12 protein-coding genes and 1 riboswitch are annotated in these 12509 nt (G+C 40.0%); of the genes, 4 read left to right on the top strand and 8 right to left on the bottom strand.

The window, feature by feature from the left end; all coding sequences use genetic code 11:
• Positions 1–234: 234 nt before the first annotated feature.
• Positions 235–774 (top strand): YfaZ family outer membrane protein, encoded by a 540-nt coding sequence (locus tag BCU84_RS14570; protein ID WP_102528801.1) that lies wholly within the window; start codon positions 235–237, stop codon positions 772–774.
• A 130-nt stretch (positions 775–904) separates the two neighbouring features.
• Here BCU84_RS14570 and BCU84_RS14575 read toward each other — a convergent pair whose 3' ends face one another.
• From BCU84_RS14575 to BCU84_RS14610, 8 genes are all read right to left on the bottom strand, one after another.
• The gene (locus BCU84_RS14575) at positions 905–1066 is read right to left on the bottom strand and encodes a small highly charged protein (RefSeq protein ID WP_102528802.1); all 162 of its coding nucleotides are present in this window, start codon (positions 1064–1066) and stop codon (positions 905–907) included.
• A gap of 163 nt (positions 1067–1229) precedes the next feature.
• Positions 1230–1712 (bottom strand): copper resistance protein NlpE, encoded by a 483-nt coding sequence (locus tag BCU84_RS14580; protein WP_102528803.1) that lies wholly within the window; start codon positions 1710–1712, stop codon positions 1230–1232.
• Between the two features lie 137 nt (positions 1713–1849).
• A complete protein-coding gene (locus BCU84_RS14585; RefSeq protein ID WP_102528804.1) occupies positions 1850–2977 on the bottom strand; it encodes a patatin-like phospholipase family protein in 1128 nt (375 codons plus the stop codon).
• A gap of 176 nt (positions 2978–3153) precedes the next feature.
• Complete coding sequence (locus tag BCU84_RS14590; protein ID WP_102528805.1) at positions 3154–4869, bottom strand: proline--tRNA ligase; 1716 nt, start codon at positions 4867–4869, stop codon at positions 3154–3156.
• Between the two features lie 318 nt (positions 4870–5187).
• Positions 5188–5805: an acyltransferase gene (locus tag BCU84_RS14595; protein WP_102528806.1), complete on the bottom strand. Its 618-nt coding sequence runs from the start codon at positions 5803–5805 to the stop codon at positions 5188–5190.
• Positions 5806–5873: 68 nt separating this feature from the next.
• Positions 5874–6611: a tRNA (N6-threonylcarbamoyladenosine(37)-N6)-methyltransferase TrmO gene (gene tsaA / locus BCU84_RS14600; protein WP_102528807.1), complete on the bottom strand. Its 738-nt coding sequence runs from the start codon at positions 6609–6611 to the stop codon at positions 5874–5876.
• 24 nt (positions 6612–6635) lie between these two features.
• Positions 6636–7031, bottom strand: a complete 396-nt coding sequence (gene rcsF, locus BCU84_RS14605) for an Rcs stress response system protein RcsF (RefSeq protein ID WP_102528808.1) — start codon at positions 7029–7031, stop codon at positions 6636–6638.
• A gap of 153 nt (positions 7032–7184) precedes the next feature.
• Positions 7185–7589, bottom strand: a complete 405-nt coding sequence (locus BCU84_RS14610) for an H-NS family nucleoid-associated regulatory protein (protein WP_102528809.1) — start codon at positions 7587–7589, stop codon at positions 7185–7187.
• 447 nt (positions 7590–8036) lie between these two features.
• Between BCU84_RS14610 and BCU84_RS14615 the strand changes: the two genes are divergently transcribed.
• The 3 genes from BCU84_RS14615 to BCU84_RS14625 all read left to right on the top strand — a co-directional run bounded on the left by BCU84_RS14615 (position 8037) and on the right by BCU84_RS14625 (position 12491).
• Positions 8037–8786 carry an electron transfer flavoprotein subunit beta/FixA family protein gene (locus tag BCU84_RS14615; protein WP_102528810.1) on the top strand — a complete coding sequence of 250 codons (750 nt, stop codon included), beginning with the start codon at positions 8037–8039 and terminating at the stop codon, positions 8784–8786.
• A 2-nt stretch (positions 8787–8788) separates the two neighbouring features.
• Positions 8789–9712, top strand: a complete 924-nt coding sequence (locus tag BCU84_RS14620; protein WP_102528811.1) for an FAD-binding protein — start codon at positions 8789–8791, stop codon at positions 9710–9712.
• A gap of 925 nt (positions 9713–10637) precedes the next feature.
• A riboswitch (Lysine riboswitch) is annotated at positions 10638–10858 on the top strand.
• A 76-nt stretch (positions 10859–10934) separates the two neighbouring features.
• Complete coding sequence (locus BCU84_RS14625) at positions 10935–12491, top strand: Na+/H+ antiporter NhaC family protein (RefSeq protein ID WP_102528812.1); 1557 nt, start codon at positions 10935–10937, stop codon at positions 12489–12491.
• Positions 12492–12509: the final 18 nt, after the last annotated feature.

Consider the following 12509-nt stretch of genomic DNA (forward strand, 5'->3'; position numbering starts at 1 on the left):
CTCACTTTCTCACTTTCTCATTTACACACTCACGATGAGTCCCGCTCTAATGAATACGTAATTCATCGTGAATGGGTATCAATCATTAACAAAATTCCTTTTTTTGTTGTCCATGTGTTTTAACTTTGTGTGTGTATTGCGCGAAGCCTGAACGATACAACTGATTTTTAAAGACTAACGGGATTTGGCCAGTATAATCCCTGCAAAATAAGACTTTAAGACTGAGTTTATCAAATGAAAAAAATTATCTTAGCGGCATCGTTAGCTGCGAGTACGTTACCTTTAAGCGTAACAGCGAGCGAAATCACTATTGGTTTAAGTGAACATGTCGTGTCAGCTAATCTAAAGGCCAATATAAACCCTCATAGCAATCTTGAAGCGGGTTATATCTATTCTGATAAAAAAGGTCAGCTTGCAGAATTTGCTATGCATATGACTCATCAGACTGGTGCTCATACGATTGAAATTGGTCCTAAATGGACCTCAGTTTGGTTTGATGATAATCCTGATGGCAGCGTTATTTCTGTTGGTGGTCATTATTCATTGGCTTTAGGCAATAAGATATCGATTCATGGCGATGCTTATTATGCTCCGTCTGTATTATCATTTTCAGATGTTGATGGTTACACCGAATTAGGTGCAAAAGTACAGTATGATTTTAACCCTAACATGGCAATCTTCATCGGTTACCGTAATCTGAAGTTTAAGTATGATAACCAGTCAAACAGATCATTCGAGGATGGTTTTTACATTGGCGGAACTTCACGCTTTTAATTAGCAGAACTGAGTCAGACCTGCTGGTTAATCGCGATATTTATATTATCAATGACAGGCTTTTAGAAACAGCACATACAAAAAAGCAAGTTGCCTAGCAACTTGCTTTTAATCGAATAAGTATAAACACTTAATTGTACTGATTTACTTCAAAATCCAATTCTGCATAATCATCTGCGTAACGACGCTTAGTATCTTTTCTGCGTTGTTTGAGTTTCTTCGCTTTTGGTTTTTCGTCAACTTCGTTATCCCAAAGGATGTCGTCGATATCAAATTTGTAGTATTGAGACATTTGTCTTTCCAAGGTGTTTCTTAAACTGATTAATAATCACTAAAAACCTGATTGGTTATACTCAGTGATGACTTGTATTCACGTTGAATACAAACTCATTTTTACCTAATTTGAATTTGTAACGAAAGCAAAAAAAATCACCTATGACGGTGAATTTTTTTGTTCAATCTCTTACTAAAGATGAAGCTGGAATAAAGTCACTGCTGATGGCGGGGCGACTAGGTAGCTCGGCAATCTTATTGACGATATATTTTTCTTCATTTTCACCACGTATGCGTTCACTTTCTACATTGAGTAAGAACATTTTCTCTTCGACCACATGGTATATCTGGCCTCTATCTAAGTAGATGACGTTGCCAGTTTTATCCCAATGGAATAGCCCACTATTGTTAAATGGTAGCGGGTCTTGGCCCAAGTGCTCAGTGGAGATTGTATATTGATTTGGTGGGATGAGTGTGAGGGTCGTTTTCATACCATCGCAGCTTGGGCAGGGGAAAGTACCTTGATATACGCCAGGCCAATTGACTGTATGTAAGCTGCCTTTAGTAGGATCGGGGTCAAAGCTCAACTGAGAGTCAGAGCATGCTGTTAATATTGAAATGGCCATTAGCATGGCGATTACTGCAATTATCCTTATTGCGTTCATATCTATTCCTTTAATTTTTCCGTGGTTTCATATTCCTTGTCAAACTGCAAATGACACAAGGTCATCGTTTACATCATTAAATAAGTCACCGTTTACATCATTAAATAAGTCAAAGTTAATCATCAGCGAAAATGAACTTAGTGTTCGATATTAAAAAACTGCTTTATGGTATCAATCTGCGTCATTGCGTCTTGATAGCCTAAATCAATTAAAGCACTCGTGTAGGCTTTTTCAAATAATAAATATGACACGACACTAGAGTCTGTTTCACAATCAACCCCAAAAAACTTAAGTAAAATTCTGATAGCAATAGGTAATTCTTTAAAATATCGTGCTGCAATTTCACTCAAATCTTCACTGGGTTTAATCACTAAGGTATCGATTTTACGTAAATGGATTTGTTTAGCATTATTTTCAGGTATCAAAGCTAATGTTGAGTTAATTCGCTCTAATCGCTCTAAGTCACTGTTTAAGGTATCGGAGAAAATGGTATCGAGCAAATGACCTGCAATGGTGGCAGTTTTAGGGTGAGCATCAATCTCATTATGATGTTGTTGATGAGGACTATCGAGATTGATCACCATAATTTTGTCAGCGCCTAAATGAATAGGACTTGATAAAGGAGATAGTTGATGCACAGAGCCATCACCAAAGTAGGCTTGGTTTAATTTAATCGAAGGAAATACTAATGGTATTGCTGACGTTGCCATTAAGTGATCTGTAGTTAACGTGCAGCGGTTTCCTTGTCTTCTCGCTCGTTTCCAGTCACTCACAGTATTATTGGCTTGAAAGAAGCTATAGGAGTGTGAGTCGTTATAGCTTGAAGCATCTAAACTAATGGCTTTTAATGCACCACTACCAATATTGCGTTCAATACGTTGAAAATCAATTAGCTGGTTCAACAGACCGCGCAGTGGCGCGTTATCTAATAAGCTGCCAGCATCAGTGTTCATTTTGTCGCTTTGCAAGCCTTTAAGCGCCATTTTACATAGATGTTTAAATACGCCCCAAAATGAAGAACGATAGACCTTCTTCGTTTCAAAATGACGCCAAACCCAATCTAACTTTTTGACTCCAAGATGAAAACATGAAGCGTGAGTGGCTAATGAAGTCGCATTAATTGCACCAGCAGACGTGCCACTGATTATTTCAAACGGAATATGATGATTTCTCGGATACAGTTGAACTAGGGCTTTTAATACCCCAATTTGATAGGCCGCTCTAGCGCCACCACCGCCTAAAACAAGTGCAATTGACTCTGACAACTAAGATCTCCTTTCTTATGACTAACGCCATGATATCAGTATGGTTAATAATATCTGGTTCGACGAGTAATAGAACGATAATTTAAGCATAAATATTGAAAGGATATTGGATGCGATAAATGCTTAGGCATAAAAAAACGCACCAAAAGGTGCGTTTTTAATTATCGCCAAATCAATTAGCTTTTGATTGAAGACTTGATGAAATCAACAATTTGATCGAATGGGATATCTTGCTTCTCACCGGTGCGGCGGTTTTTGTACTCAAACACGCCAGCATCGATATTGCGATCACCAATCACGACGACGTGTGGTAAACCCACTAGTTCCATGTCGTTGAACATCACACCAGGACGCTCTTTACGATCGTCGAGTAATATCTCGATGCCTTCAGCAGCTAAATCTTTATAAAGCTGTTCAGCCATTTCTTTTACGCGATGAGACTTGTGCATGTTCATCGGTAAAATGCCGACGGTAAACGGAGCCAATGTTTCTGGTAACATCATCCCGCGTTCATCATGGTTTTGCTCAATCGCAGCGGCAACGATACGGCTAACACCTGCGCCATAACAGCCCATCATCATGACTTTAGATTTACCGTTTTCATCGAGTACGGTTGCGCCCATCGCTTCTGAGTAGTTAGTGCCTAACTGGAAGATGTGACCGACTTCGATACCACGTGCAAAGGCATAAACCCCTTGGCCATCAGGTGTCGCTTCACCTTCAACTACGTTACGGATATCCATGGCTTGAGCCATTGGTAAATCACGTTCCCAGTTAATGCCGAAGAAGTGTTTACCTTCTTGGTTAGCACCAGCACTAAAGTCATTGATTACCGCAACATCTTTATCGATGATAATTGGCATTTCAAGACCAACAGGGCCTAAAGAACCAGGGCCTGCACCGATAACGTCTTTGATTTCTTCATCGCTAGCGAACTCGAATGGAGAAAGCACAAGCTCATGCTTTTCAGCTTTTAATTCATTCAGCTCATGATCGCCACGAACAATCAATGCTACTAAAGGTGCTTCTTCAGTGGCGCCTTTAACAATCAATGTTTTCACTGTTTTAGTGATATCGATGTTAAATTGCTCAACTAACTCAGCGATGGTTTTAGCATTGGGTGTATCAACTAGATTCATTTCTTGAGATGGCGCTGCTAAAGTCGCAGTAGGCTCAGGAGATTCTGCTTTTTCAATGTTAGCGGCATAATCACTACCCGTTGAGTAAGCAATTAAATCTTCACCACTGTTAGCTAGTACGTGGAACTCATGCGAAGTATCACCACCAATTGAGCCAGTATCAGCAATCACAGAGCGGAAAGCTAAGCCCATACGCTTGAAGATATTGTTATAAGCTTCATGCATCGCTGCGTAAGTCTTATCCATACATTCTTGGTTTAAATGGAAAGAGTATGCATCTTTCATCAAGAATTCACGGGCACGCATTACACCGAAACGTGGACGAACTTCATCACGGAATTTAGTTTGTACTTGATAAAGGCTTAAAGGAAGCTGCTTGTATGAGCTCACTTCTTTACGCACTAAGTCAGTAATCACTTCTTCATGGGTTGGGCCAAGTACAAAATCGCGATTGTGACGATCTTGGAAGCGTAACAATTCAGGGCCAAATTTTTCCCAACGGCCAGTTTCAACCCAAAGATCAGCGGGTTGAACCAAAGGCATTAAGATTTCAATTGCACCTGCTTTGTCCATTTCTTCACGAATAATCGCTTCAACCTTACGTAAAACACGTAGGCCGCTCGGTAACCATGAATAAAGACCTGATGCATTACGACGGATAAAACCTGCGCGCAGCATTAATTGATGACTGGCAACCTCTGCATTTGCAGGGGTTTCTTTTTGTGTTGAAAGCAGGTAATTGCTAACTCGCATTCCCATTGTCCACTTAGTAACTATTAATGGGCGACATTTTAGCACTTGCCACGATGTTGTCACCAGATAATTGAACTGTATAAAGCTTTATTATCGGTTGGCGAAAAAGGGAGTGGTCAGTGCCACAATAGCGAGCGTTTGTTGACTCGTGTTGGGAGAAAGCTAAGTTATTAATCTAGTTATATATTTGGCCATGGGGTTTAGGGCATGCCGTCAAATATTAATACATGTAAACAAAGAATATAACGCAGATGATAAGCGAATTAACCTTACTTTATTTATCCTTGAGTAAGTGTAATAAGTCTTAGAGGGCTTCTGTTATTTATCGCGCCTGTCACCAATGATTTTGGCAGGGTTTCCTGCAACAATGGCAAAATCTGGTACATCTTTTGTCACTATGCTGCCCATACCGACGACGGCTTGGTTACCGATATTCACTCCATCGACAATACCCGCTTGTGCGCCAACCCAAACATCTTCACCAATGGTAATCCCTTTGGCTGTCACAGGTTGTTGGTATATAGGCGAATCTACCGACATGCCATGATTAAAGGCATATATAGTGACATTATTGGCAATGCGGGTTCTGTCTCCAATGGTAATACCCACTCTACCGCCATCAAACGAGCAACCATGATTAATGGCGACTTCTTTGCCCATGGTGATAGGGCCATGTAAAAACACATCAGCAGCAATCATACATTGGTCGCCGATACGGATATCTCGGCCACGCTCAGCAAATATCCTTGCTTCAGGTGCGATGAAACACTGCTCACCGATATGGACGGTTTCAACTGAAGATAAATGCTGCTGAATATCATCTTGCCAAGGCTTAGCCCAGATTAAGTGTTTTTCTTTTAATGAAAAATAAAGCCAAGGCATCCAAGACAAACGCTTTTTATGTTGTGCTTGATAATCAGGTTTATCTTGAGTCATGGTTATGGGCTTATATTAAATAATGATGGAAGAGTAATACTTGCTTGTTTGTAAGGGAGAAACCATAGCTAACAAACCGAAGTGGGTTTAATCTCTATCACTTCAATTTTGTCATTATTAAGGTGCCAAAAAATATCGATATCATATAAAGCCACTTGATATATCTTAGCATCAGCTTTAGATTTTTTATAAGCAGGGCGAGGGTCTTGAGCTAAAACATCATTCACCACTTGTTTTAAATCAGCCACTTTATTTTCGTTCGAATATTCAGCCAATTGGTTTTCAGCTAATTGACTAAACTGTACGTCAATTAATTGTGGTGCAGATTGCGCAATACCACCACTGGCATTATCAATAGCATCAGAAAAAGGAATATAAGGTTTAATATCAATGATTGGCGTACCGTCTAATAAATCCATCCCCGATATTTCTAAACATACTTTGCCATTTCGTTGCACAACATTGTGTAATTTAACCACTGACTGACCAATGCCGTTTGGCCTAAACGTTGAGCGAGTGGCAAATACCCCTAGCTTTTCATTGCCACCTAGTCTGGGTGGCCTAACCGTATTTTTCCAACCTTGAGCTAAATTTTGGTGAAAACAAAAAAGTAGCCATAAGTGAGAATATTGCTCAATACCTCTCACAGCATCGATGTTATTAACATGGGGAGCAAGCTCAACCCAGCCACGAACATTGACTAGTCCAGGTTGTCGCGGTATTCCAAACTTTTGTTTGTACGGGGTACGACATATTGCAACAGCTTCAATTTGAGAATTAAAAGACTGTTCAGAATATTTATTCATTTATATAACTAATATATTTAAAGGTTATTGAGCTGTGGCTGTTTTAATCGCCTGGCCGACACAAAATGCTTGGGTATAACAAGTATTGGTCTTTTGTTCTGTTAATAGACACTTTTTCACTATTAAGCCATTCGCGCCTAGTTCGACTGCTTTTTTACGTGCTTGGGTGCGTGCATCTGCAATATTAGCTGGCACACCTGATTCTGTTTCTTGACAAGATTCACCTTCAACTAAGCCAACGATTTCATAGGGGCCTTTGGGGCTTGCACCGTCAATATACAATTCAACACTTGTCGGCTTAAAGTATTCATCGATAGCTTCACCATCTAAATTACTATTAAAGGTGTAATTACTTGAACATGCTGATAAAAGTACAGTAGAGAAGAGGGTGATTAACGCAATCGTTTGAGAAGTGTTCATAATACGGCCTAATTTATTTAGAGCATTAAAGAGGAGTCTATATTGCCTACAGTTTACATGGCTTACAGGATTGTGGAAATACTTGATAAAGGCTTATGCAGATAACAAAAGAGCCTACCGAAGTAAGCTCTTTAATTTCAAAAAGGTGAACTTTTATTCCATACCAGGAATTAAAAAGTCTTCCATTTTCTTGCCTGCATCAATTTGGTTTTTAAATACCGTTGGCATACGACCTTGGCCAGTCCACTGAATTAATTCACCATCAACTTCAATTTGGTATTTAGCCGGACGAGGGGCACGCTTTTTAGGTGCTGGCTTAGCAGTAATTTCGCCTAAGTCTTCAATTGATAAACCACTGTTTTCAATTTGAGCTAATATTTCGGCTATACGTTCATTACGTTCAGCATTCGCTTCTAATTCAGCTTTTTCGTCTTCTTCTCTTTCAGTGATAATCTTTTCTAACTTAACTGAAAGTTCACGTAAATCTTCTAGTGATAACTCTTTTACAGCAGCTTTAAAACGACGACCATGTGTTAAAATTTCTAAAAAGTCACTCATATCAATGTGCATCCTAATGATTTTAATTAATAAGTATCTCAAGTAATTCTGTGGCTATTAAATAATACTTACCAAAACTCTAGATTGTTTAATTGTTATCAAACGAGAGTGTAAATTGATTTGACTATTTAAAATGTTAAAACAAAATAATAGTAGAAAAACACGGTTACTTGAATCGCCTTTAATAATAGAAACTAAATTTGATTGGATCAAATAAAAAATCCTTAAATGAACAAATTTTAAATAAAAAAACGCAAATACCCCGCCTGATAAATAAATAAATGCTTAATACAACTTATTTATACCGACCAAGTTAACAAAAAAAGATATAAACAAGTGTTTGACTTTGGTTGACGTTAACGTTAACAGGACGTAAAGTTGTGCCATATTGCATTGGTGATAGCCAATGTGCCATCCACATACATTGAAGGTGTAGAAGGAAATCCCATGAAAGTATTGGTGCCTGTAAAGCGCGTAGTCGATGCCAATGTGAAAGTCAGAGTAAAGGCTGATAACACAAATGTTGATACTGCTAATTTAAAAATGGCGTTAAACCCATTTTGTGAAATTGCTGTTGAAGAAGCAGTTCGATTAAAAGAAGCGGGAAGTGCGACTGAAGTCGTGGTGGTGAGTATTGGAGCTAAAGCTGTGCAAGAACAGCTACGTACCTCTATGGCACTTGGTGCTGATCGCGCTATTCATGTGCAAACGGATGAAGAGCTAGTGCCTTTATCAATTGCTAAAATTCTTAAAGCGGTGCAAGAAAAAGAACAAGCAGATTTAGTGATTTTTGGTAAGCAATCTATCGATGGCGACAACAACCAAACTGGCCAAATGCTTGCTGCATTAACCCAAATGCCTCAAGCCACGTTTGCATCAGAACTTAAATTGAGTGCAGACGGCGCAGAAGTAACACGTGAAGTCGATGGCGGTTTACAGACCCTTAAAATGCCATTACCAGCGGTTGTGACAGCTGATTTACGTTTAAATGAACCTCGTTACGCTTCACTGCCTAATATTATGAAGGCGAAGCGTAAGCCGCTTGAGACGCTTTCGATTGATGATTTAGGTGTTAGCTTAAAAGCACACCAAACTATTGTTAAAGTGACGCCTCCTGCTGAACGTCAAGCTGGCATCATGGTGAGTTCAGTAGCTGAGCTAGTTGAAAAGTTAAAAAATGAAGCGAAGGTGATCTAATTATGGCCATTTTAGTATTAGCAGAGCACGACAATGCAAGTTTAAAATTAGACACAGCAAAAGTAGTTAGCGCTGCGACAGCCATTGGCGGTGATGTTCATGTATTAGTGGCTGGCAGTGCATGTGCTGCAGCTGTTACTGCTGCGCAAGCATTAACTGGCGTCAGTAAGGTTTTAGTGGCTGATGCAGCTGCATATGAAGCACAAATGGCTGAAAATTTATCTGAACTCGTGCTTAAGCTTGCTGGCGATTACGACTACGTCGTGGCCGCTGCGACAAGTGTTGGTAAAGATACTTTACCTCGCGTGGCTGCGTTATTGGACGTCGCACAAATTTCAGAAGTGATTGAAGTTGTTAGTGCAGACACATTTGTTCGTCCTATCTATGCTGGCTCTGCTTTAGCAACAGTACAAAGTTTAGATGACAAGAAAGTGTTAACTGTGCGCACGAGTGCATTTGATGCAGTGGGCAACGAAGGCACTGCAGAAGCTGTGGCGGTAGATTTTGTCGCCGAAGCTAAGACTGTGTTTGTATCGCAAACATTGACTGAATCAGAGCGTCCTGAGTTAGGTAGCGCTGGTGTGATTGTTTCTGGTGGCCGTGGTATGGGCAGTGGAGAGAATTTTGCCATTCTTGAAGCGCTTGCTGACAAAATGACCGCTGCTGTCGGTGCATCACGTGCTGCAGTAGACGCAGGTTTTGTACCGAATGATTTACAAGTGGGTCAAACAGGTAAAATTGTTGCGCCTGACTTATATATCGCTGTGGGTATTTCTGGTGCGATTCAGCATTTAGCGGGCATGAAAGATTCAAAAGTGATTGTCGCGATTAACAAAGATCCTGAAGCGCCTATATTCCAAGTCGCAGACTATGGTCTTGAAGCTGATTTGTTTGATGCGATTCCAGAACTTACTAATTTATTATAATCAGTATTTTACCTATTATTTATAGGCTGGTTTAAACAGTAAGTTTTATGCATTTTAGGAAGGTTTTTGTCATATTGGCAAAAACCTTTTTTGTTTTATAGCCAGTAAAATCGCCATGCGTGGCAGTAAACTCAAGTTAGACAAGAGTAAATTAGTCAGTAGCTACATTTTTGTTTTAGATTAGTCATTTCAGCCTTAGATATTTATTACCGTTGTGAATAACCCAGCCATTGATTTGTTTTTATTTGCATATTTATTCATTTTTACAAGTTTATATGGCTTTTAAAGTCTTAATAATTAAACTCAATAATTAAGGTATTAATAATTAAGCCTTTAGCCTAAATATCTCGGTTCGGCCTATATTGATAATGCATAATCTGATGCTTTAACTTTTTAAAGGGAGTGACCTGTTAGGTGAAACACAATCATAAACTAATGGGGGGATTAGTTTATGATTGTTATTCAATAGCAATACTTTCAAGGCATTTACTTATTGATTATGACTTGTCACGCATCTATACAGACAGACACACAGACACACAGACACACAGACACACAGACACACACATACACACACGCAAGCACTGTCTAGCGTTAAATAGCATCATAAATTAAGTTTGAGTATTAAGTCCGTTGATTTTATCAAACAAAAATTATCTCGCAGAGCAGTACAGCTTAATCAGGTCTGAAAATAGTATTACCCCTCCTATTTGGTCAAACATCCCTTGAAATGGTGATATTGATGGATAAAACAACGCTTGCTAATAAATCGTTACACCCTTGATAAGCCGCTGTGGCGTTTTTTGATTGTGATGTTATTTCTCACAAGATAAGCTACTTTTATCTGGCAATTAACCTCGCGCTTATGTTTGTATAGTGACGTGTATCGGCAGAGAGCTTCAAATAAGGCTCTCACTGTGCTGAATACATAAGTAGAGGCGCATCAAATATCAGTAAGTTTACGTTGGGTGATACCAATAACTTAAACGGAAAGGATTTGGTGCCGAAGCGAACTGGTTATATCAAAACCGTTTGCTGGGGCAGTTTCCGAAAGGGGCTGCACTGTCATAGTAATTTTTATCCGTGAGGATAAAACAATGGATATCGATGTTGATATCGATATTACTGTGGAGTGCTACTGAAAAGATCCTTGTCTTCGCTTTCTGCGTTGTCTTGCCTTATCAGTTATCCTCCATTCGTACTCAACGAAGAAATTATAAAAATGATGATAACAAGTTACGCCGATTCGGCACTTTCGCTTTTGCCTCCTGTTGTGGCAATTATTCTTGCAGTGGTCACACGTAAAGTGCTTCTTTCACTTGGCTTAGGTATTCTTGCCGGTGTGGTGCTTTTAAGCGACTTTTCAATAGGTACTGCAGCAAGTCACCTCTTTAGCACTGTAACCAGTCTAGTATGGGATGATGGCGCGCTAAACGCGTGGAATTTACAGATCATCGGCTTCTTAGTGGTACTTGGGATGATCACCGCGTTAATCACAGTCAGTGGTTCAGCTCGCGCTTTTGCCGATTGGGCACATCAACGTATTCGTAATAAGCGTGATGCCAAACTGATGACGATGTTCTTAGGTTGTGTGGTGTTTATTGATGACTACTTCAACAGCATTGTTGTTGGCTCAATCGCACGTCCTATTACCGACCGTTATCATATTTCTCGCGCTAAGTTAGCCTATTTGCTCGATTCAACAGCTGCGCCAGTTTGTGTTATCTCACCCGTTTCTAGCTGGGGTGCATATATCATCGCATTAATCGGCGGTATTTTAACGGCACATGGCTTTGCTGACACTGGACACCTAAGCGTCTTTTTACAAATGGTGCCGATGAATTTCTACGCCACTTTCGCTTTATTGCTATTACTTTGTGTGGCTATCTTTGGCTTAGATATTGGCCCAATGCGTCAACATGAACGTAATGCGCAAAAAGGCGAATTGTTTGACGAAAGCAAAGGCTTACCACCAGGTGCAACGGCTGATTTACCAGAAGCGGATACGGGTAAAATTCTAGGTCTATTCCTACCAATTTTTGTTTTGGTGGCAGCGACGATTTACTTTATGGTTGCAACTGGTGCGGATGCACTAGCAAGTGAAGACCTAAAGTTTAGCGTACTAGGTGCTTTTGAAAACACTGAAGTGAGTGAGTCATTATTTTACGGGTCACTTGTGGGCTTAGTTGTGACGGTACTACTGACAATTCAACAAAAAATCAATGCTAGCATGATGTTTACTGGCCTTAAGGTCGGCGCGAAATCAATGCTACCCGCTATCTACATCTTGTTATTTGCTTGGACCATCGCATCAGTGATTGGTGAGCTTGAAACAGGTAAGTACATGGCAAGCCTTGCTACTGGTAATATCCCGTTTGCATTATTACCTGCAGTATTATTCTTGCTTGCTGGTTTAACCGCTTTCTCAACCGGCACAAGCTGGGGAACGTTCGGTATCATGTTGCCAATCGCTGCTGATATGGCGATGGGCAGTGACAGCACAATGATGTTACCAATGTTAGCCGCAGTATTATCTGGTGCAGTATTCGGTGACCATTGTTCACCAATCTCGGATACCACCATCTTGTCGTCAACGGGTGCGAGCTGTCATCACTTAGACCACGTAATGACGCAATTACCGTATGCCTTGATTGTCGCTGTTATCAGTATTGTCGGTTACACAGTGCTTGGTTTTACTGGCTCTGTAGCAATGGGCTTTATTACTTGTTCAGTGTTATTTGTACTGGCAGTATTAGGGCTTAAAATAGCAACTAAGTAACGACTGGTTTTTATTTTC

The organism is Shewanella sp. 10N.286.51.B7 (assembly GCF_002873615.1).
GTDB classification, from domain to species: domain Bacteria; phylum Pseudomonadota; class Gammaproteobacteria; order Enterobacterales; family Shewanellaceae; genus Shewanella; species Shewanella electrodiphila.

Excerpts from the sequence above, each read along its gene's own strand:
- BCU84_RS14570 (WP_102528801.1), top strand. The coding sequence starts at position 235 with ATGAAAAAAATTATCTTAGCGGCATCGTTAGCTGCGAGTACGTTACCT.
- BCU84_RS14575 (WP_102528802.1), bottom strand. The coding sequence starts at position 1,066 with ATGTCTCAATACTACAAATTTGATATCGACGACATCCTTTGGGATAAC.
- BCU84_RS14580 (WP_102528803.1), bottom strand. The coding sequence starts at position 1,712 with ATGAACGCAATAAGGATAATTGCAGTAATCGCCATGCTAATGGCCATT.
- BCU84_RS14590 (WP_102528805.1), bottom strand. The coding sequence starts at position 4,869 with ATGCGAGTTAGCAATTACCTGCTTTCAACACAAAAAGAAACCCCTGCA.
- BCU84_RS14595 (WP_102528806.1), bottom strand. The coding sequence starts at position 5,805 with ATGACTCAAGATAAACCTGATTATCAAGCACAACATAAAAAGCGTTTG.
- tsaA (WP_102528807.1), bottom strand. The coding sequence starts at position 6,611 with ATGAATAAATATTCTGAACAGTCTTTTAATTCTCAAATTGAAGCTGTT.
- rcsF (WP_102528808.1), bottom strand. The coding sequence starts at position 7,031 with ATGAACACTTCTCAAACGATTGCGTTAATCACCCTCTTCTCTACTGTA.
- BCU84_RS14610 (WP_102528809.1), bottom strand. The coding sequence starts at position 7,589 with ATGAGTGACTTTTTAGAAATTTTAACACATGGTCGTCGTTTTAAAGCT.
- BCU84_RS14615 (WP_102528810.1), top strand. The coding sequence starts at position 8,037 with ATGAAAGTATTGGTGCCTGTAAAGCGCGTAGTCGATGCCAATGTGAAA.
- BCU84_RS14620 (WP_102528811.1), top strand. The coding sequence starts at position 8,789 with ATGGCCATTTTAGTATTAGCAGAGCACGACAATGCAAGTTTAAAATTA.
- BCU84_RS14625 (WP_102528812.1), top strand. The coding sequence starts at position 10,935 with ATGATGATAACAAGTTACGCCGATTCGGCACTTTCGCTTTTGCCTCCT.